This window comes from Nitrospirillum viridazoti CBAmc, from assembly GCF_000730165.1.
GTDB classification, from domain to species: Bacteria; Pseudomonadota; Alphaproteobacteria; order Azospirillales; family Azospirillaceae; genus Nitrospirillum; species Nitrospirillum viridazoti.
Genome location: NZ_CP022111.1, coordinates 1827960 through 1845910, shown reverse-complemented (window position 1 = coordinate 1845910; position 17951 = coordinate 1827960). Strand labels below are relative to the sequence as shown.

Genomic DNA, 17951 nt, shown 5'->3' with positions numbered 1-17951 from the left:
CCCATGCGTTTCGCCGGCTTCGCGACATTCGTCGCCGCCATGGCCACGGCCGTCATCGCCCATGCGGACGACAATGATCATTTCCGCAGCCGCATCACCCTGTTCGACGTCGCCAGCGGCAAGACCACGGTGCTGTTCACCGACGATACGGTGTGGGAAGCGCCGAACTGGGCGCCGGATGGCCAGTCGCTGCTGGCCAACAGCCAGGGCGTCCTCTACCGCATCCCGGTGGCGGGGCCGGATGCCGGTCATCCGAAGGCCATCTCCATGGGCGACCTGCGCTGCAACAACGACAAGGCCTATACCCGCATTGGGGACAAGATCGCCGCATCCTGCGGGGTGGGATCCATGCGCGACAGCTTCGTCTATGTCGTGGGCAAGGACGGCGTGGCCAGGACCGGGGAAGCGCGGCGCATGACGCCCGCGACACCCAGCTATTTCCACGGCTGGTCGCCGGACGGCCAGTGGCTGTCTTTCGTCGCCAAGCGCGACGGCGCGCAGACCTACAACCTTTACCGCGTGCCGGTGGACGGCCCGGTGGATGGAAGCGCCGAACAGCGCCTGACCAACATCGCCGCCAGCGACGACGGCCCGGACTACAGCCCCGACGGGCGCTGGATCTACATCAACTCCGACCGGCAGGGCGGCTGGGACATCTGGCGCCTGCCGGCCGATGGCGCGGGTCCCAAGGAGTCGCGGGCACAGCGGGTGACGCACGACGCGCTGGAGGATTGGTTTCCCCACCCTTCGCCGGATGGACGCCATCTGCTGATGCTGTCCTTCCCCGCCGGCACCAGGACGCATGATGGGCGCATTCCGGGCGTGCAGTTGCGCCTGATGGACCTGCCGGGCGACGGCGCGCCCAAGGCCGATGCCCCAATCCGCAGCCTGCTGACCTTTTTCGGCGGCCAGGGCTCCCTCAACGTCAATTCATGGTCGCCGGACAGCCAGCGCTTCGCCTTCGTCAGCTACGAACCCTTGCCTTAACTTCCCTGGTCGAGGGCAACCGCCTTGACGATGGCCCACAGCGGTTGGCCGGGGGTGATGCTCAGTGCGTCGGCGCTGGTGCGGGTGACGCGGGCCAGCACCGGGGCGCCCACGCATTCCAGGCGCACCACCCGGCTGCCGTCCGCGTCATCCCGCACGTCGGCGACGATGCCGGGCAGGATGTTCAGGGCCGACAGGCCCTGCGGCGCCCTGTCGGACAGCAGCACGTCGCGGGCGGGAATGCGCAGGCGGGTGCGGGCGCCCGACGTCAGGTGGGGCGGCAGGTGGGGGACCAGGATGCGACCCGCGGCCGTGTCCAGATGGAACAGCCCGTCGGCGGTACGTCCCCCCACCACGGCGTCCAGCAGCGACCCCGCCTCCGCCCCGCCCGTCAGGTCCATCAGGTCGGGGCGGGACCATAGGGTGCCGGGGGCACCCACCGCGCGTACCCGCCCCTGGTCCACCATCACCACAGTGGTGGCTAGGCGCGCCACTTCCGCCACCGCATGCGTGACGTACAGGATGGGCAGGCCGGCATGGTCGCGCAGCCGTTCCAGATAGGGCAGGATCTCGGCCTTGCGCGCCTCATCCAAGGCTGCCAGCGGTTCGTCCATCAGCAGGATGCGCGGGGCGGCCAGCAGGGCGCGGCCCAGGGCCACGCGCGCCTTTTCCCCGCCCGACAGGCCGGCCGGGCGGCGGCCTAGCAAGGGGCCGATGCCCAGCAGGTCGGTCACCGAGTCCAACGTTGGCGCCTCCGCCGTCACATGGCGGCGGGCGAACCAGCGGCCATAGAGCAGGTTCTGCCGCACCGTCAGGTGGGGCAGCAGCCGCGCCTCCTGGAAGACATAGCCGACGCGGCGGCGGTGGGGTGGCAGCCACAGGCCGGCCGCGGTGTGCACCAGCGGCACGCCGTCCACGGCGATGCGGCCCCTATCCGGGCGCTTCAGCCCCGCCACCAGGTCGATGAGGGTGCTTTTGCCTGAGCCTGACTGGCCGAACAGCACGGTCAGGCCCCGGCCGGCCGTCACTTGCGCCACCAGGTCGAAAGCGCCTTGGCGCAGGGTGACATCAAGGTCAAGGGCGGGCGGCGCGCTCATTCACGCCACCCCGCTGATGCGCCGGCTGACGCTGCGCGCCAGCGCTTCCGACAGCAGCAACGCCATCAGCGATAGCACCACCGAGACCGCCACCAGGCGCAGGGCGCCGGCGTCGCCGCCGGGCGACTGGGTATAGGCGTAGATGGCGCCCGACAGGGTCTGGGTGCGGCCGGGGATATTGGAGACGAAGGTGATGGTGGCGCCGAATTCGCCCAGCGCCTTGGCGAAGGCCAGCACCGCGCCGGCCAGCACACCGGGCAGCATCAGGGGCAGGGTCACGGTGGCGAACACCCACAGCGGTGGGGCCCCAAGGGTGCCGGCCGCCTGCTCCAGCCTGGTGTCCACCGCCTCGATGGACAGGCGGATGGCCCGCACCATCAGGGGGAAGCCCATGACGCCGGCGGCCAGCGCCGCGCCCGTCCAATTGAAGGCGAAGACGATGCCGATGCTGGCCAGGGGCTTGCCCACCCAGCCCTGGCGCCCCATCAGCAGCAACAGGGCATAGCCCGTCACCACAGGGGGCAGGATCAAGGGCAGGTGGACGACACCATTCAGCAGGTCCCGTCCCCAGAACCGGCCGCGGGCCAGCGCCAGGGCCACGGCGATGCCGGGGGGCAGCGACGCCAAGGTGGCCCAGATGGCCACCTTCAGGCTGAGATGGATGGCCGCCACCTCGTCCGGACCAAAACCGAAGTCGTTCATGAGGGCCGAGTGGTCAGGAAGGAATCACTTCGCCGACAGTACGGTGAAACCCTGGGCCTCGAACAGGGGTCGCGCCTTGGGGCCGGCCAAGAAATCCAGGAAGGCCCGCGCCTGGGCGTTGGTGGCCTCCTTGGCCAGGGCGATGGGATAGAGGATGGGCGCGTGGCTGTCGGCGGGGAAGGTGGCGACGATGCGCACGCCCGGTTCCGCCACCGCGTCGGTCTTGTACACGATGCCCAGCGGCGCTTCCCCCCGGGCCACCAGCGCCAGGGCGGCGCGCACATTCTCCGCCGGGGCCAATCGGTCCTGCACCTTGTCCCAGGCGCCCAGCTTTTGCAGGGCGGCCTTGGCGTACTTGCCGGCGGGCACGGCGGCCGGGTCGCCCACCGCCAGGCGGCCCCCCTTCTGTGCGGCATCCAGCGCCTGGTCCAGGGCGAAGCCGGGCTTGATCTCGATGGTGGTCTTGGCATCGGCGGGGGCCACCAGCACCAGGTCGTTACCCAGCAGGTCCCGCCGGGTGGCCGGCTGGACCAGCCCCTTGCCCGCCAGATAGTCCATCCAGTCATCATCGGCCGAGATGAACACGTCGGCGGGGGCGCCTGCTTCGATCTGCTTGGCCAGCGCGGAACTGGCGGCATAGGTGACGGTGGCCTTGGCCCCGCCGCCGGCGACGAAAGCCGCGTTGGCGTTGTCCAGCGCGTTCTTCAGGCTGGCGGCGGCGAACACCAGGGGGCCGGTGCCCTGGGCCAGGGCGGTATGGGGGCCCAGGGCCATCACCGCCGCCACCGCGCCGGCCATAGCCAGCCGACCCAGCATCCGCCGGCTCCACATTTCATGCATTGTCTTGCCCCCTCGCGTTGCAGTCACACGCTATATCCTGATGAATATAGCGTGTGACTGGGGCCATCGCCACGCGTATCCGCCGCCTGGATCGATCATTTCATCGCGGTGATGCAAACGATCGCCGTCCGCAACGGCGAACGGGCCAAAGGCTGTCGCGCGATTTGCAAGCGGACTGCATGCCCTCTTGCCGCTGGCGGCGGCTCCGGGGCGGCATCACCCTGGCCCCCTGTGATTCTGCGGAGACGTCTTCCGCGCCTATCTCATGTCCAATTGGGGGCTAACGCCATGACCAGCATTTCGTCCGGCACCAACATGACCGTCTCGCTCAGCTCCCTGCTGCAGGGTGGTGGGGCGGCGTCCAGCGGCGCATCGTCTTCGTCGTCCGCGGCGTCCTCCGACGGCAGCGGGTCGGCTGGCGGCGCCAGCGGCAGTTCCTCGACCAAGACGGTAACCAGCACGGTCACCACCACGGCGTCAGACGGATCGACCACGACCACCGTCACCTATTCCGACGGCTCCACCACCACGACCACCACACCGGCTACTCAGTCGGCCACCCAGTCGGCCAGCGGCAGCGGATCTCCGGGAAGAGCGGTTCAGCAGGACAGCGACGCCAGCGGCGCCAGCAACGGTGGCGGCCAGGGCGGGCAGATCAGCTCCGTCAACATGCTGGTGTAATCAAATTACCTTGCGCACAATATAATTATTCCTGTAGCCTCGCGGGACGATCGGGAATCCCTAGGGGCGCAGAACTCCGGGGGCTTCCCGCCAGCGCGGAAAACGGGGGAAGGCCATGGCCACGGTTTACGACTACACGGTGCGGGACGCGGCCGGCGGCCCGGTGGACATGGCGGCCTACAAGGGCAAGGTCGTGCTGGTGGTCAACGTCGCCAGCAAGTGCGGCTTCACACCGCAGTACAAGGGGCTGGAAGCCCTGTACCGCAAGTACAAGGACCAGGGCTTGGTCATCCTGGGCTTCCCCTGCAACCAGTTCGGCCAGCAGGAACCGGGCGATGCTCAGGAAATCCAGAACTTCTGCTCCCTGACCTACGATGTGACCTTCCCGGTGCTGGCCAAGGTCGAGGTTAACGGTGACAAGGCCGAGCCGCTGTATGAACACCTGAAGGCCCGCGCCCGCGGCTTCCTGGGCAGCAAGTCCATCAAGTGGAACTTCACCAAGTTCCTGGTGGGCAAGGATGGCAAGGTGAAGCGCTACGCCCCCCTGGCCAAGCCGGAACAGCTGGAAAAGGCCATCCAGGCGGCGTTGGGGGCTTGAACCTCCCCCCCCCCGGGGGTGCCAGCGGCATGAGATTTGGCGTTAGACCCGGTATTCCTGAGCCAGCAGGCCCATGACCAGGCTGTCGTGCCACTGGCCCAGCAGGGAATAGGTCTGCCGCTCCCGCCCCTCGATCTGGAAGCCCAGCTTTTCATAGCAATGGACGGCGCGGGTGTTGATGGCCAGCACCCGCAGGCCGATGCGGTGCAGGCCCAGAGGGCCAAAGGCATAGGGAAACAGCAGGCGCATGGCCCGCATGCCCAGGCCCCGGTCCAGCACGCCCGGATCCAGCAGCCCTATCCCCAGGCTGGCGGTGCGCAGGCCTGGTGCCAGCGCGTCGTTCACCCCGCCCAGGCGCACGCTGCCGATCATCCGATCCGGCAAGGAGCCGTCCGGGCCCTTCACCCCCGGCTCCGGCAGGGCGATGGCCCAGCTGTAGGGGAACTTCAACTGGTCGGCCATCCACAGGTCGGCGTCGGCCTGGGTGTAGCCCGCCGGTGCGCCGCTGCCGTCCCAGCCCATCAGGCGGTGGATTTCCAGATCGCGGCCCAGGGCCAGGCGGGCGACGACATCGTCCAGGCGCAAGGGCCGCAGGATGACGACGCCGTCGCCCAGGGTGGGCACAATCATTGGGGCGGGTATCGCATCCGCATCCGCCATGAGGGCATCCTTCCGTCACCAAGTCCCGCGTCCAGCTTCCCCGAAGGGATGCGGGAATGGCAAGGCGTCAGGCGGAATAGGAAGGCGATATAGGTCCGTCAGGACTCGATCTTGATCTGATCCGGGTCGGACACCACGATGTGGGTCTGGTAGTAGGATTGGCCGGTGCGTTCACCGCTCTGGTTCAGGTACCAGATGGTGACGCGCCGCGCCTCACCCAGCACGGTGATGCGGTGGCCCTTGAAATGGGCGTCGGCATCCTCGCCGTAGGCCTGTTTGAAGGCGGGCAGGGCGCCCGGCAGGATCTCGATCGAAAGATTGTGCGGGTCGCGATAATCCGCCTGCGAATTCAGGAAGATGCGGCCGTTCTGCCGGCCGGTCGCGACCACATCCAGGATGTAGGTGTCGGAATAGACGTCCGGCGCCACGGCGGCGGCGTAGTGGATGGCGTCCTCAGGAGTCAGCGGCTGGGTGGCGCAACCGGCAGCGAGAAGCGTGGAACCGAGAAGCAGCAGCGCGGCGGTCTTCATGGCGATGTCCCTGGCAAGATGAGGCGCGCCGGCAGGATACCCCAGGCCGGCGCCTTCCTTCAATTTCACGGCGACCCTGCGGCGTTTTTGCAACCGGGCCGGTGGCGCTGTCAGGCCGCCGGCGCCAGCAGCCACAACAGGAACAGCACCAAAGGTAGGTGGAACAGCAGCTGGGTAAAGCTGAAGCCCACAATATCCTTGGCCTTCAGGCCCAGCACGCCCAGCAGCGGCAGCATCCAGAAAGGGTTGATCAGGTTGGGCAGGGCCTCGGCCGCGTTGTAGACCTGCACCGCCCAGCCCTTGTGGGCGTTCACATCGATGGCGGCCTGCATGACGTAGGGCGCCTCGATGATCCACTTGCCGCCGCCCGAGGGCACCAGGAAGCCCAGGATGGCGGAATAGATGCCGATGACCACGGGGAAGGTGCCGCCGCTGGCCAGGCTGACGAACAGATGCGCCAGGTGATGGGAGATGGACTGCCCATCCGACCCCGGCACCTGGGTCAGCAGCTGGGCGATGGCGCCATAGAAGGGGAACTGGATCAGCACGCCGGCGGTGCTGGGCACGGCCTTCGACACCGCGTTCAGGAAGCTGCGCAGCCGCCCGTGCAGCAGCAGGCCCAGCATGATGAAGAAGAAGTTGTAGGTGTTGAGGTTGGAGATGACGCCGAGGGCCGGCTTGTTCTGGAACTCGTGTACCAGGAAGCCGGCGCCCAGCGCCACGATGACCAGCGGCAGGATGGGCGTCAGCTCCAGCCAATCGCCCGGCCGGGTGGCGGCACCTGTCTCGGCGGCGGCCTCCGTCACGTCCACGCCCAGGTCGGCGGCGGTGCGGGCCTGCGCGTCGCCGGGGGCGGAATAATAGGCGATGGCGACGGACACCAGCAGAATCACCAGGCCCATGACCATGGACTGCCACAGAAAGATGGTCTGGCTCAGGGGGATGATGCCGGTGATGTCCGCCACCGCCTTGGGTAGGCTGGCCGGGTTGGCCTGCAGCATGGCGGCGGACGAGCTCAGGCCCAGGGCCCAGGTGGCGCCCAGGCCCAGGTAAGCCGCCGCCCCCGCCGCGCGGTAATCCACGCGGATGTCCTGGCGCCGGGCCAGCGCCCGCACCAGCAGGGCGCCCAGCACCAGGCTGAGGGCGTAGTTGAGGTAGGAGGCCGCCATACTGACGAAGGCGGTGAAGGCGACCGCCCCCCGGCCGGTGGCCGGCACCCGCGCCAGCCATTCGATCAGCCGCAGCACGGGCGGCGAGCTGGCCACGACATAGCCGGTGATCACCACCATGGACATCTGGATGGTGAAGGGGATCAGGGACCAGAACCCATCGCCCACGCCGGTGGCGACGGCACCCACCGGCGCGCCCGTTGCCAGGTTGCCGGCGGCGACGATGATGACCCCCAGGACGACGAACACGAAGGCGTCGGGGAACCATTTCTCCGCCCAGCGGGTGAAGGCAACGGCGCAACGCGCCAGCACCCCTTCGTCGCCCGCCCCGGCGTCACCTGCCGTCTTACCGGCCATCTTGTTGATTGCCATTCACGTGTCCTCCACGCGGGTCTCCCCCGCCGCCATTAACCTTAGCGGCGGGGGCGGGGAAAACCAGCGGAAGGTGGGGTGTCAGGCGCTTGAAGTGGCGGACGTGGGGGGGCCCGCGGAAAACCCGAGTGCCGCACAGAAGGTCATGACCTGCTGTGTTCCTTCGCGTGAAGATCAGCAGTAGAACGTCTATGCCCAAGACAAAATCGGCCAAGAGAACGGCCCAATGGAAAGACTGATGAACGCCAAGATTGGCATGCTCCAGCCAAAAGGGAAGATTCAGCGGAAATAGGACGCCAATTCGCGCGAAGGCTTGGGAAAATGACAGACGTCCGCCATCGGGACGGCCCACCGTCAACCTCATAAGGCGCTTGCCCGGCGTTGCTTTTAGGGGGCTACTAATAAAAATAGTAGAATAAAGAAGCCATATCAGAGAATTAGTAATAGAGGCTGTCAATGGAAAATCGACTTGGCCGTCTGGCGATCGCTGCCCAAATATTGGATAACCAAAGAGGAGCGATAGTGCCCACATTGGCGGGAAAAGAATAAGCAAATCGAGCGCTAGGGCGCCGGCACGTGGCCAAAACCCCGCCCATTCCATTGCATCTGAGGACGCCTGGGGGTTTGGTACCAAGATGGTCAATACGGCTCCGAGCACGCTGATTGGAAGGGGGCAGTCTTCAAATTATATCCCCTCATCCGGGGTCTTGAATACCCGGGTGCCGCAGATGCGGTCATGGCCGGCGGTTTTTTGGTCGGTGAAGGCCACCATCAGGTAGTTGACCAGCAGGGCCACGCAGACGACCAGTGCCACCGCCAGATACAACAGCGGTGCTGTCTTGGCCTGGGATTGCATCAGCAGCAGCGGCAGGGTCAGCAGTTCCTGCACGCCGATGCGGGCGAAGGCGATGCCGGGGCCCACCCGTCCACCATCAGGCCGGGCCACGACCAGGGTCATGAAGCGCTTGCCCGGCGTCGCCCGCATGCCGCTGGCGACGAACAGCGTATGGTAGGTGAGGTACAGCGCGATGTTCACCACCGTCGCCGTGCCTAGGGCCACCGGTGGAGCCCCGGATCCGGCCGACATCTGCGGCGCGAGCGGATAGCCGAAAGCCACGGCCAGGGTCAGGGAGACGACGAACAGGATTAATGTGTCGATGAGGGCCGCGAGCGCCCGGCGCCAAAAGCCGCCGTAGGTCCAGCCAACGGGGATGGTGCTGTTTTGTAAGGGAAGGGTGGGGACGGCCGTCTCGACGCTCATGGTCCCTCTTGTCCGTTGGTTGAGGGGTGGGTCCATGAGGGTAGGCCCATCGGAGCATGTGGACAATGCCGCCACAACAAGTGTCACCGTCTTGAATGAGACGGGGCCGGTGAAGGCGGCGGCAGTGCCTGAAATATTATCGCCATTAAAGCGCCGTTTACGTTAAATCAGGATGGTTTGCCGAGTTAATTGGCCGTTCATCCCAAGTAAATGGCGCTGTGATTATTGTGTGGCGACTCTTATCACTCTCTCTCCAATAGGGCAAGGGGGTGAGCGTTACGATTTGTTGACTGCACGGCGACTTGTGACGAGTTGTGACGGTTCGCACAACGTCCTGGCGCCCTGGGTCAGCGCATTTCAATTCCCGAGGGGGCATTGCGGGCGGCTCGCCATAATCACCAGGGTGGGCAGGGCCCTGGCGTCGTGATGGGCACACGGCTCAGGGCTGCTTTTTATCATCCGCCTGGGGTGCGGGGGATTCGCCCTCCGCCGCTGGTTCCGCCTCCGGCGTCACCCGGCGCAGGCGTGGACCCATCACCTGGAAAACCGGACCGCCGACATACGAGAAATAAATCTTGCGTTGGCTGTGGGAGACGAACATGCGGTGGGCACGTAAAAAGTCCAGGCCCAGAAGCATTTCCGGTACCTCGCGACCGCCATGGCTGAACAATTCGCCGAAGCGCAGGCGGACGTGTTTAATCTCCTCATCCCCGAGGCGGAAGCTGTCGAACACGCCGATATAGTCTTGGACCTGATCGTCGCCGATGCCCGCTGATTTGCCGCTGCGCGTCACGCCGGGGCTTTCCGGTGTCAACCCTGCCCGGGCCGCTGCCCGTTCTGTTATCACCGAAGTGGATGCGCCGGTGTCGAGAATGGCGCGGATTTCCTCACCGTTGAGCAGGACCTTCAACCAGATCTTCGGATTCTCTTTTGAGAAGCGGCTGATTTCCGCCTCGTTGTAAGTATCAGTCCAATAGGCCAAGGCGACGTCGTCGCAGTTCTGGGGTTGAAAAAGACTGACTTTATTATGGACTATATCGATATCCAGGTCGAACTTGGAAAGGAAATTCTCCCCCATGAGCCCGAATATCTTCTCATTGTCCGACAGGTCATGATTGGTGAATACCGGATAGTCGATGTGATGGGCTTTCCAATCGCCCAGCCGCAGTTCGTCGATCCTGGCTTCCTCGACGCTGACCCGGCCCCCGACGCCTTCCATGTAAAATTCCCGGCACCCAATGCCCGGACAACTGCAACCTTTTCGCCGCCGGCTTGGTGATCGTGCCGAAAGTGGCGCCGGTGTCCATGATCAGATAGCCGTCCTGGCCATTCACACCCACGTCCAGCAAGGGCATGTTGGCGTCCATGGTCAAGCCTAGGGTGCCGACTCGCAGCAATTGGCACTTGTGCTTGTCTTCGCCCGCCTGGGCGTTGCTGTGCGCGCCCACCGTGGCGCAGGCCAGGGTCAGGCCCAGGGTCGCCACCGCCAGGTGGCGGAGGGTGCGACGGCGGCGCGTCGTCATGGTCATGCTTCTTCCTGCATTGATGGCTTCGGGCGGTTTGGTCGGGTGGTTGCTGCGCTGGGGCCGGCCATCGAATCCATGGGCTTCACCACCGGGCGGGTTCGCGCTGGTGCGGCCTTCAAGCATTCCGCCCGGCGCGCCGGCACCGGGACCATGCCGATCCCCAGCCGGGGCCGGTTTCCCCATCGTCACAGTCAGACTATCCCCTAGGCCATCGCACCACGCGCGGCCATTGCGAAAACAGTGCCACGACCCCTGCTGGTTGTGGAAGGTGGAACATATTGAAATGCAATTATGTCGCTGGTCCCGATGATCCAGCGCCAGGAACGACGTGACATCACTCGTTAGGGTCAGTCTGGCGGGCTTCAGTGCCCTTCCGTCTCCGCCGGCGCCGTATCGGCCGCCTGGTCGGCGCGAGGCAGCCGGGGGCCCATGACCTGGAAGATGGGCCCGCTGCCGACATAGGCGAAATAGAGCCGGTGCTGGCTGTGCGAGATGAACACGCGGTGGGCGCGCAGGAAGTCCAGGCCCAGCAGCATCTCGGGCACGTCCCATCCTCCGTTGCCGAACATTTCGCCGAAGCGCAGGTGCACGCGGCGGATTTCCTCATCCCCCAGCTTGAAGCTGTCGAACAGGCCAACGTAATCGTCGACCGCGTCATTGCCGATGCCGCCGGACTTGCCGGCGTGCGTGACGCCGGGAGTTTGCGGCGTCATGCCCACCCGCGCCGCCGTTTGCAAGGTCATAACCGATGTCTCGGCGCCCGTATCCAGGATGGCGCGCACCGGCTGTCCGTTGACCAGGACGGTCAGCCAGATCGGCGACCCATCCTCCCGCATGCGCTCGATCTTCGTGTAGTCGTAGGGGACGCCCCAATAGGACGCCAGGGCGGTATGCTCGCAATCCTCGGCATGGAAGAGGACCAGGCGGTTGTGGGCGATGTCGATGTCCAGGTCGAAATTCGACAGGAAGCGTTCGCCCAACACGCCGACGACGTCCGGCCCGTCGCCAATGTCGTGGTTGCTTAAGACCGGCATCTCCACCCGATGGACCAGCCAGTTGCCCAGCGTCATGTCGTCGATCTGGCTGGAATACAGGGCGACGCGGCCGCCCACACCCTCGACATGCAGGCCGGGCTCCCACCCATGGCGGAGCTTCAGCCGTTCGGCGGCCGGCCTGGTGATGAAGTTGGTATCGGCGCCGGTGTCCAGCAGCATGTGAACCTGCTGGCCGTTGATGCCCACGTCCACCAGGGGCATGTTCCGGTCCATGGTGATGGCAAGGTTGCTCACCGGCTGCAGCTGGCATTTGGACTTTTCGGCCGCGGCGGGTGACGCCGCCAAGCCCAGGCACAACAGGCCACCGACCTTGGCCAGCATGATGAGCCGACGCCATACCGCCGCGGGGCCCGCCACCGCGGCCGGGCCCGCACCCCTTGCAGTCAGAACCATATATGCCCCCCAATCCCCGTTCACCGGGGCCGGCGCGCCCCAGGCGCCGGTTTCTGGCGCCAGGATAGTACGGCACGGCCCCGGCAGCACCAGGGATTTGCGAGGCGGCGATCAGCCCTTGGCCGGGAACATCTGGGCCGTGACCTCGGCCATTTCTTCCGCCGAGGGCTTGCGGCGCGGACTGGACAGCGACCAATCCTGACCGAAGGGATCGGTCAGCTTGCCATACCGGTCGCCCCAGAACTGATCGGCCAGGGGCATGGCGATGGTGGCGCCGGCCGCCACGGCCCGTTCCCACGCGGCGTCCACGTCGGCCACGGTGATGTGCAGGGTGATGGAACAGATGCCGACGGCTCTCGGGCTACGGCTGCGGCCGCCGGCATATTCCGGAAAGTCGTCGTTCAGCATCAGCACGCCGCCGTCGGGGAACACCAGGCTGGCGTGCAGCACCCGGCCGTCCGGTGTCAGATGGCGGCTGGCCTCGGTGGCGCCGAAGGCGCGGGTGTAGAAGTCGATGGCGGCGGCAGCGTTGTCCACCGTCAGGTGGGGCAAGGGGTGGCGCGGATTGGGCTCGGTCATGGCTGGTCTCCTCCCGGTTCGGTGTCGTGGCCGGCCAGCTGTCCCTTGACCGGCGCCAACCATCCTACACGGTCGGGATGACCTCCCCACGCACCCTTCAGGATGCCTCCCAGGCCGCCGCGCGCACGGATCAGCGGCTCAGTAGAACCAGGGGTTGGCCTGGCGGTGGCTGGCCTCGAACGCGCGGATGGCCTGGGCGTGGCGGGCCAGCGTGGCGCTGACGCCATCCAGGCCCTGGATCAGAGCGTCACGGCGCAAGGCCTCGACGGCGAAGGGGATGGTGTGGCCGTCGGCGTCCACGGTGATGGTTTGCGCGGGAAGGTCGACGGTCAGGCCGTTGGCGCCCGGCCGGCTGATTCGGGCCATAAGGTCATTGATCACGGCGGCGTCCAGGGTCACCGTCAGGATGCCGTTGCGCTGGCAGTTGTCGTTGAAAATGCCGGCGAAGCTGGTGCCGATCAGGGCGCGGATGCCCAGTTGGGCCAAGCCCCACACGGCGTGCTCGCGGGAAGAGCCGCAGCCGAAATTGGGCCCCACCACCAGGAAGCGGGCGTCCTGCCAGCCGGGGCGGTTCAGGATGAAGTCGGGGCGCGGCTGGCCGTCGGCGCCAAAGCGCAAGTCATAGAACGCGCCCCGGTCCAGTCCCTTGCGGTCCACGCCCTTCAGGAACTGCTTGGGCATGATGACGTCGGTGTCGACATTGGGCTGGGGAAAGGGGGCGGCCGGGCCGGTGACACGGATGAAGGGCTGCATCAGGCGACCTCCTCCTGGGTGCTGAACGTACGGACGTCGGCCAGGTGGCCGGCGACGGCGGCGGCGGCCACCATGGCGGGGCTCATCAGGTGGGTACGGGCGCCCTTGCCCTGTCGGCCCTCGAAATTGCGGTTGGTGCTGGAGGCGCAGCGGTCGCCCGGCCGCAGCACGTCGTCGTTCATGGCCAGGCACATGGAACAGCCGGACTGTCGCCATTCGAAGCCGGCGTCGGTGAACACCCGGTCCAGCCCCTCGCGTTCCGCCTGCGCCCGTACCTGGGTCGACCCCGGCACGATGATGGCCCTCACCCCCGCCGCCACCCGCCGGCCGCGCAGGACACGGGCGGCGTCGCGCAAATCCTCGATGCGGGCATTGGTGCAGGACCCGATGAAGGCATGGCTGATGGCGATGCCGTCCAGCGCCGTCCCCGGCGCCAGGCCCATATAATCCAGGGCGCGGGTCAGGGCGGCGCGGCGGCCGGGTTCGGCTTCGCCCTCCGGCGCCGGCACTGTCGCCGTGATGACGCCCGCCTGGTCGGGACTGGTGCCCCAGGTGACCATGGGCGCCACGTCTTCCGCAGCCAGGTGGACCTCGCGGTCGAAGAGGGCGCCCTCGTCAGTCTTGAGCGCCAGCCAGGCCTCCGCCGCTTGGTCCCACAGCGCCCCTTTGGGGGCCCGGGGCCGGCCGTGGATGTAGGCCAGCACCTTCTCATCCGCCGCGATGACGGCACCGCGGGCCCCGGCCTCCACAATCATGGTGCAGACGGTCATGCGCCCCTCCACGCCCATGGCGGCGATGGCGGGGCCGGCGAACTCCACGGCGTAGCCGGTGGCGCCATCGGCGCCGATGCGGCGGATGACCTCCATCACCAGATCCTTGGGCGTCACGCCGGGGGCCAGCGCCCCGTTCACCGCGATGCGCAGGGTCTTCAGCCGGCGGTACACCAGGGTCTGGGTCGCCAGGTAATGCTCGATGTCCGAGGTGCCGATGCCGAAGCCCAGGGCGCCCAGGGCGCCATAGGCCGTGGTGTGGCTGTCGCCGGCCGCCACCACCATGCCCGGCATGACCAGCCCCTGCTCCGGTGCCACCACATGCTCGATCCCCTGGCGCGGATCCAGGATGTCGAACAGCTCGATGCCGAAATCGCGAGCGTTCTCGCGGAAATAGGCGATCTGCGCCGCCGCCTCTCTGTCCGCCACCTCCAGGGTGCGGTGGCTGGCGGTGGGGTTCACGTGGTCCACCACCATCAATGCGGCCGCCGGGTTCCACACCGGCCGTCCCGCCTCACGCAGGCCGCTGAAGGCCTGGGGGCTGGTGTACTCGTTCAGGATGGTGCGGTCGACGTACAGCAGCAGCTGTTCCCCTGCCCGCTCACTTTCCGGGCGGGGGCCGCCGTCATCCAGGCGGCAGACGGTATGGGCGTCGATGATCTTGTCGTACAGCGTGCGCGGCATGCGGCTTCTCCCTATGGAAACCACTATGGCGGCCGCCCCAGCCTTCGCCCAATGCCGTCTGGTTATAAGCTTATGCGGCGGTACCCCCGGCCACGTGCGCCCAGAACTTTTCCGCCACGGCGGATTGGCGCGCGCGCGACCGGTAGAGGTGGATTTCCATCGGGATGTCCCAGCCGGCGTCGCCCGCCCGGACCAACTCGCCGCGCTCCAGATGCTCCGCCACCAGGCTCAGGGGCGACCAGCCCAGGCCCCGCCCGTCCAGCGCCATGGTCACCAGCAGCTTGGCCAGGTGCGAGGTGAAGGTGGGCTTCAGGTGGGTGGCGGGCAGAGCCGTCTCCAGCGCCGCCGCCACGATGCGGCCCATGCCGGACTCCGGGCGATAGGCGACGTAGGACACCGGCGCGTCGGCGTCGCCGGGCAGGCTGTGCAGGGGCCGCCCCTCAGCGTTGGGCGCGCTGACCGGCACCAACACGTCGTCGCCGATATGGACGGAGCGGAACTGCGCGGACGCCAGCAGGGTGCTGGCCGCCGGATAATGGTGGCACAGCAGGAACTGCGACTGGCCCTGGATCATCATGCGTTCACAGATTTCCATGTGGTTGGCCACCATCTGGACGTTGATGTTGAAGGGCAGCGTTGCCTCCACCCGGCGCAGCCAGGCGGGGAAGAAGGTCAGCGACAGGGCGTTGGTGGCGGCGAAGCGCAGCAGCTCGGTATGGCCCTGCGCCACCTCCCGCGCCTCATCCCGGCCGCTGGCCAGGCGGCGCAGCGTCTCCTCCGCCGTCACCTGGAAGGATTCGCCGGCGGCGGTCAGCTCCACCGTGTGGGTGGTGCGGTGGAACAGGGGTGTGCCCACCCAGTCCTCCAGCGCGCGGATGCGGCGGCTCAACGCGGGCTGGGTGATGTTGCGGTTCTCCGCCGCGCGGGAGAAGCCGCCGTGCGCCACCACCGCCAGAAAATCCTCCAGCCACGCCACTTCCATATCCGGTTCCCGCCCTCGGTCGCCCATCCCTAGTCGACAAAGCGCTCCAACGCGCCAGCGTCGCGCACCTCAATGCCGCCATAGCCCCGGCGCACCAAGCCGGCCCGTTCCAGCCGGCCCAGCGCCCGGTTGGCCGTCTGGCGGCTGAGGCCCAGCATGCCGGCCAGATCCTCCTGCGACAACGGCAGAAGCACGGGCGCGCATCCCGTGTCATCCGGCGGCGCCTCCTCCAGGCGGCACAGCAGCGCCAGCAGGCGGGCGGTGCGCTGGGGCGTGGGCAGGGCCAGCACCTCGCCCAGATAATGGGTGGCCTGGCGCAGATGGCGGCTGAGGATGCCGGCGAAATTGGCCCAGCGGCGGGGATCGGCCCCGACGATCTGCGCGAAGGCCTGGGCCGCCAGGTGCAGCACCACGCTCTCCCCCCGCGCCACCGCCGTCTGCCCCCGGGGCAGGCCGTCGACCATGGACACCTCGCCGAACCAATGGCCGGGCCCGGCGTGCAGGATCACCACCTCCCGACCATCCTCCTGCACCGTGGCCAGCCGCATGCGGCCCGTGACCAGGGCGTACAGCCCATCCGGCGCGTCGCCGCCGCGATAGACCGCTTGGCCGTCGGCGTAGGTCCGCAGTCGCCCCCGCGCCAGGATCTCGGCGCGCAGATCCGCCGGTTGCTCCGCCAGCCACCCCCGCCCCTCCAGCACCTGGGCCACCGCGCGCTTGTCCACCTTCCACTCCCCCAAAACGGTTCGGCTCAGATTGTCAAATCCGCGACATTCTTGGCAACCATCCAGGCGTAGGCTGTGCGCATCATAAAAGCATCGGGAGGATTCCATGTTCGACACCGCGCCCAGGCTGGCCCCCACCGACCAGCCGCCCCTGCGTGACCGCGTCTCGGCCGAGGAATGGCGGCTGCGCGTCGACCTGGCGGCGGCCTACCGCCTGGTGGCCCTGTTCGGCTGGGACGATCTGGTGTTCACCCACATTTCGGCCCGGGTACCGGGGCCGGAGCACCACTTCCTCATCAATCCCTACGGCATGCTGTTCGAAGAGATCACGGCCAGCAGCCTGGTGAAGGTGGACATGGACGGCAAGGTGGTGCTGGACACCGGCTTCCCTGTCAATCCGGCGGGCTTCACCATTCATTCCGCCGTGCACCAGGTGCGCGAGGATGCGGGCTGCGTCCTACATCTGCACACCGCCGATGGCACGGCGGTCTCCACTCTGGAAGAAGGGCTGCTACCCCTGAACCAGACGGCGCAGCTGGTGATCGACGACCTGGCCTATCATGACTACGAAGGGGTGGCGTTCGAGCATGACGAGCGCCCGCGCCTGCAGCGCGACCTGGGCACCAAGAACACCATGCTGCTGCGCAACCACGGCACCCTGACGGTGGGCCGCACGGTGGCGGAGGCGTTCACCCGCATGTATTTCCTGGAACGGTCCTGCACCATGCAGGTGCGCACGCTCACCATGGGCCGGCCGCTCTACCCCGCCGCCCATGAAGCCATCGAGCGTAATATCCACATCAGCCGCATGGGCGTGTCCCAGGCCGCCAACCTGCTGGTCTGGCCGGCCCTGCTGCGCCGGCTGGCGCGACAGATGCCGGGGTATCAGGACTGATCCTAGGCAATGTTGGGTACGGCTCAGGAAATCAGGTTCAGGCCAACGGCGACGGCGGCCTCGGCGAGGGCGTGGTCAAGGGTGGCCAAAGGCAGAGCCTGTCGTTGCGCCAGTTCCAGATAGGCCGCGTCATAGACGGTCAGCCGGTGCTGGCGCGCCAGAGTTAGAACGGCGGTTTCATCCGGAGAACGCTCCACCATCACGCCTAGCCTGGCGAGCCGATACAGAAAGGCCGCCGTATCCTCCGGAGTAAGCCGCCGGCGGCGCTCGCTGACGATCAACGTATTGCGGACTTCAAAACACCAGAGGGCGGGGGCATGTGCGCGGTCCGTGCGAATTCGCTCAAGCGCGCGTGGCGATGGGGTGGTCTTCATCTCTGAAGGCCCAACAGGCGGCGACAGACGCGTCGATCACGAAGGGCATTAATATTTGTGCCCTTCGTGACGAGCCGACAGCAGGTCGTCCAGGGAAATTCGGCCAGTCTTCTGCTGAAGGCCGCGGATGCCCTCAATGGCCCGGTCGATCTCCTCCTGCCGGCTCTCCGCTTCAGGAATGAGCCGCGCGATGGGGCGGCCGTGCCGGGTGATGATAATGGTCTCCCCACGCTCCACCTCATCCAGGATTTGGGGCAGGTGGGTTTTGGCTTCCGACGATTGAACTTCGCGCATAACTTTCACTTTCGACCAGTCGAA

Annotated in this window: 22 protein-coding genes; 4 read left to right on the top strand and 18 right to left on the bottom strand. The window is 67.0% G+C overall.

Annotation, left to right across the window (positions count from 1 at the left end; translation table 11 throughout):
* The first annotated feature begins 3 nt into the window (after nucleotides 1–3).
* Nucleotides 4–987: a TolB family protein gene (locus tag Y958_RS21420; RefSeq protein WP_088873872.1), complete on the top strand. Its 984-nt coding sequence runs from the start codon at nucleotides 4–6 to the stop codon at nucleotides 985–987.
* Here Y958_RS21420 and modC read toward each other — a convergent pair.
* Genes modC through modA form a run of 3 tightly spaced genes read right to left on the bottom strand, consistent with a single transcriptional unit; the run spans nucleotide 984 to nucleotide 3602 of the window.
* Nucleotides 984–2084 carry a molybdenum ABC transporter ATP-binding protein gene (modC, locus tag Y958_RS21415; RefSeq protein ID WP_088873871.1) on the bottom strand — a complete coding sequence of 367 codons (1101 nt, stop codon included), beginning with the start codon at nucleotides 2082–2084 and terminating at the stop codon, nucleotides 984–986. The genes Y958_RS21420 and modC overlap by 4 nt on opposite strands.
* A complete protein-coding gene (gene modB, locus Y958_RS21410; protein WP_088873870.1) occupies nucleotides 2085–2786 on the bottom strand; it encodes a molybdate ABC transporter permease subunit in 702 nt (233 codons plus the stop codon).
* 24 nt (nucleotides 2787–2810) lie between these two features.
* Complete coding sequence (gene modA, locus Y958_RS21405) at nucleotides 2811–3602, bottom strand: molybdate ABC transporter substrate-binding protein (RefSeq protein ID WP_088873869.1); 792 nt, start codon at nucleotides 3600–3602, stop codon at nucleotides 2811–2813.
* Between the two features lie 312 nt (nucleotides 3603–3914).
* Here modA and Y958_RS21400 point away from each other — a divergent pair, with 312 nt between their 5' ends.
* Both Y958_RS21400 and Y958_RS21395 read left to right on the top strand, forming a co-directional pair.
* Nucleotides 3915–4307 (top strand): hypothetical protein, encoded by a 393-nt coding sequence (locus Y958_RS21400; RefSeq protein ID WP_088873868.1) that lies wholly within the window; start codon nucleotides 3915–3917, stop codon nucleotides 4305–4307.
* A gap of 115 nt (nucleotides 4308–4422) precedes the next feature.
* Nucleotides 4423–4905, top strand: a complete 483-nt coding sequence (locus Y958_RS21395) for a glutathione peroxidase (RefSeq protein ID WP_004274194.1) — start codon at nucleotides 4423–4425, stop codon at nucleotides 4903–4905.
* 42 nt (nucleotides 4906–4947) lie between these two features.
* Here the strand turns inward: Y958_RS21395 and Y958_RS21390 are convergent, their stop codons facing one another.
* The 13 genes from Y958_RS21390 to Y958_RS21335 form a co-directional block, all read right to left on the bottom strand.
* Nucleotides 4948–5565, bottom strand: a complete 618-nt coding sequence (locus Y958_RS21390) for a GNAT family N-acetyltransferase (protein WP_088873867.1) — start codon at nucleotides 5563–5565, stop codon at nucleotides 4948–4950.
* 98 nt (nucleotides 5566–5663) lie between these two features.
* Nucleotides 5664–6095: a hypothetical protein gene (locus Y958_RS21385; RefSeq protein WP_040849601.1), complete on the bottom strand. Its 432-nt coding sequence runs from the start codon at nucleotides 6093–6095 to the stop codon at nucleotides 5664–5666.
* Nucleotides 6096–6205: 110 nt separating this feature from the next.
* Nucleotides 6206–7636 carry a short-chain fatty acid transporter gene (locus Y958_RS21380; RefSeq protein ID WP_088873865.1) on the bottom strand — a complete coding sequence of 477 codons (1431 nt, stop codon included), beginning with the start codon at nucleotides 7634–7636 and terminating at the stop codon, nucleotides 6206–6208.
* Entirely contained in the window at nucleotides 7611–8237 is a 627-nt protein-coding gene (locus tag Y958_RS33095) for an RDD family protein (RefSeq protein WP_088873864.1), read from the bottom strand. The genes Y958_RS21380 and Y958_RS33095 overlap by 26 nt, the downstream gene beginning before the upstream one ends.
* Before the next feature lie 84 nt (nucleotides 8238–8321).
* Nucleotides 8322–8897 carry an RDD family protein gene (locus Y958_RS21370; RefSeq protein WP_186291390.1) on the bottom strand — a complete coding sequence of 192 codons (576 nt, stop codon included), beginning with the start codon at nucleotides 8895–8897 and terminating at the stop codon, nucleotides 8322–8324.
* Nucleotides 8898–9336: 439 nt separating this feature from the next.
* Nucleotides 9337–10116 carry an aspartyl protease family protein gene (locus tag Y958_RS21365; protein WP_088873862.1) on the bottom strand — a complete coding sequence of 260 codons (780 nt, stop codon included), beginning with the start codon at nucleotides 10114–10116 and terminating at the stop codon, nucleotides 9337–9339.
* Nucleotides 10007–10426 carry a pepsin/retropepsin-like aspartic protease family protein gene (locus tag Y958_RS31535; protein WP_145960800.1) on the bottom strand — a complete coding sequence of 140 codons (420 nt, stop codon included), beginning with the start codon at nucleotides 10424–10426 and terminating at the stop codon, nucleotides 10007–10009. The genes Y958_RS21365 and Y958_RS31535 overlap by 110 nt, the downstream gene beginning before the upstream one ends.
* A gap of 359 nt (nucleotides 10427–10785) precedes the next feature.
* Nucleotides 10786–11799, bottom strand: coding sequence for a retroviral-like aspartic protease family protein (locus Y958_RS21360; protein ID WP_186291389.1), 1014 nt, complete (start codon nucleotides 11797–11799; stop codon nucleotides 10786–10788).
* A 183-nt stretch (nucleotides 11800–11982) separates the two neighbouring features.
* Complete coding sequence (locus tag Y958_RS21355; protein WP_088873860.1) at nucleotides 11983–12450, bottom strand: VOC family protein; 468 nt, start codon at nucleotides 12448–12450, stop codon at nucleotides 11983–11985.
* 138 nt (nucleotides 12451–12588) lie between these two features.
* On the bottom strand, nucleotides 12589–13203 hold the full coding sequence (gene leuD / locus Y958_RS21350; protein ID WP_088873859.1) for a 3-isopropylmalate dehydratase small subunit: 615 nt from the start codon (nucleotides 13201–13203) through the stop codon (nucleotides 12589–12591).
* The gene (gene leuC, locus Y958_RS21345; RefSeq protein ID WP_088873858.1) at nucleotides 13203–14657 is read right to left on the bottom strand and encodes a 3-isopropylmalate dehydratase large subunit; all 1455 of its coding nucleotides are present in this window, start codon (nucleotides 14655–14657) and stop codon (nucleotides 13203–13205) included. The genes leuD and leuC overlap by 1 nt, the downstream gene beginning before the upstream one ends.
* A 70-nt stretch (nucleotides 14658–14727) precedes the next feature.
* Nucleotides 14728–15639 carry a LysR family transcriptional regulator gene (locus Y958_RS21340; RefSeq protein WP_088873857.1) on the bottom strand — a complete coding sequence of 304 codons (912 nt, stop codon included), beginning with the start codon at nucleotides 15637–15639 and terminating at the stop codon, nucleotides 14728–14730.
* Nucleotides 15640–15668: 29 nt separating this feature from the next.
* Nucleotides 15669–16364 carry a Crp/Fnr family transcriptional regulator gene (locus Y958_RS21335; RefSeq protein ID WP_186291388.1) on the bottom strand — a complete coding sequence of 232 codons (696 nt, stop codon included), beginning with the start codon at nucleotides 16362–16364 and terminating at the stop codon, nucleotides 15669–15671.
* 106 nt (nucleotides 16365–16470) lie between these two features.
* On the opposite strand from Y958_RS21335, the gene Y958_RS21330 reads away from it, so the two are divergent.
* On the top strand, nucleotides 16471–17259 hold the full coding sequence (locus Y958_RS21330; protein WP_088873855.1) for a class II aldolase/adducin family protein: 789 nt from the start codon (nucleotides 16471–16473) through the stop codon (nucleotides 17257–17259).
* A gap of 23 nt (nucleotides 17260–17282) precedes the next feature.
* On the opposite strand, the gene Y958_RS21325 is transcribed toward Y958_RS21330, so the two are convergent.
* Both Y958_RS21325 and Y958_RS21320 read right to left on the bottom strand, forming a co-directional pair.
* A complete protein-coding gene (locus tag Y958_RS21325) occupies nucleotides 17283–17633 on the bottom strand; it encodes a type II toxin-antitoxin system VapC family toxin (protein WP_211098639.1) in 351 nt (116 codons plus the stop codon).
* A 48-nt stretch (nucleotides 17634–17681) separates the two neighbouring features.
* Nucleotides 17682–17927, bottom strand: coding sequence for a type II toxin-antitoxin system Phd/YefM family antitoxin (locus Y958_RS21320; RefSeq protein ID WP_088873854.1), 246 nt, complete (start codon nucleotides 17925–17927; stop codon nucleotides 17682–17684).
* Nucleotides 17928–17951 lie beyond the last annotated feature (24 nt).

Excerpts from the sequence above, each read along its gene's own strand:
- Y958_RS21420 (WP_088873872.1), top strand. The coding sequence starts at position 4 with ATGCGTTTCGCCGGCTTCGCGACATTCGTCGCCGCCATGGCCACGGCC.
- modC (WP_088873871.1), bottom strand. The coding sequence starts at position 2,084 with ATGAGCGCGCCGCCCGCCCTTGACCTTGATGTCACCCTGCGCCAAGGC.
- modB (WP_088873870.1), bottom strand. The coding sequence starts at position 2,786 with ATGAACGACTTCGGTTTTGGTCCGGACGAGGTGGCGGCCATCCATCTC.
- modA (WP_088873869.1), bottom strand. The coding sequence starts at position 3,602 with ATGCTGGGTCGGCTGGCTATGGCCGGCGCGGTGGCGGCGGTGATGGCC.
- Y958_RS21400 (WP_088873868.1), top strand. The coding sequence starts at position 3,915 with ATGACCAGCATTTCGTCCGGCACCAACATGACCGTCTCGCTCAGCTCC.
- Y958_RS21395 (WP_004274194.1), top strand. The coding sequence starts at position 4,423 with ATGGCCACGGTTTACGACTACACGGTGCGGGACGCGGCCGGCGGCCCG.
- Y958_RS21390 (WP_088873867.1), bottom strand. The coding sequence starts at position 5,565 with ATGGCGGATGCGGATGCGATACCCGCCCCAATGATTGTGCCCACCCTG.
- Y958_RS21385 (WP_040849601.1), bottom strand. The coding sequence starts at position 6,095 with ATGAAGACCGCCGCGCTGCTGCTTCTCGGTTCCACGCTTCTCGCTGCC.
- Y958_RS21380 (WP_088873865.1), bottom strand. The coding sequence starts at position 7,636 with ATGGCAATCAACAAGATGGCCGGTAAGACGGCAGGTGACGCCGGGGCG.
- Y958_RS33095 (WP_088873864.1), bottom strand. The coding sequence starts at position 8,237 with ATGGAATGGGCGGGGTTTTGGCCACGTGCCGGCGCCCTAGCGCTCGAT.
- Y958_RS21370 (WP_186291390.1), bottom strand. The coding sequence starts at position 8,897 with ATGAGCGTCGAGACGGCCGTCCCCACCCTTCCCTTACAAAACAGCACC.
- Y958_RS21365 (WP_088873862.1), bottom strand. The coding sequence starts at position 10,116 with ATGGAAGGCGTCGGGGGCCGGGTCAGCGTCGAGGAAGCCAGGATCGAC.
- Y958_RS31535 (WP_145960800.1), bottom strand. The coding sequence starts at position 10,426 with ATGACCATGACGACGCGCCGCCGTCGCACCCTCCGCCACCTGGCGGTG.
- Y958_RS21360 (WP_186291389.1), bottom strand. The coding sequence starts at position 11,799 with ATGCTGGCCAAGGTCGGTGGCCTGTTGTGCCTGGGCTTGGCGGCGTCA.
- Y958_RS21355 (WP_088873860.1), bottom strand. The coding sequence starts at position 12,450 with ATGACCGAGCCCAATCCGCGCCACCCCTTGCCCCACCTGACGGTGGAC.
- leuD (WP_088873859.1), bottom strand. The coding sequence starts at position 13,203 with ATGCAGCCCTTCATCCGTGTCACCGGCCCGGCCGCCCCCTTTCCCCAG.
- leuC (WP_088873858.1), bottom strand. The coding sequence starts at position 14,657 with ATGCCGCGCACGCTGTACGACAAGATCATCGACGCCCATACCGTCTGC.
- Y958_RS21340 (WP_088873857.1), bottom strand. The coding sequence starts at position 15,639 with ATGGAAGTGGCGTGGCTGGAGGATTTTCTGGCGGTGGTGGCGCACGGC.
- Y958_RS21330 (WP_088873855.1), top strand. The coding sequence starts at position 16,471 with ATGTTCGACACCGCGCCCAGGCTGGCCCCCACCGACCAGCCGCCCCTG.
- Y958_RS21325 (WP_211098639.1), bottom strand. The coding sequence starts at position 17,633 with ATGAAGACCACCCCATCGCCACGCGCGCTTGAGCGAATTCGCACGGAC.
- Y958_RS21320 (WP_088873854.1), bottom strand. The coding sequence starts at position 17,927 with ATGCGCGAAGTTCAATCGTCGGAAGCCAAAACCCACCTGCCCCAAATC.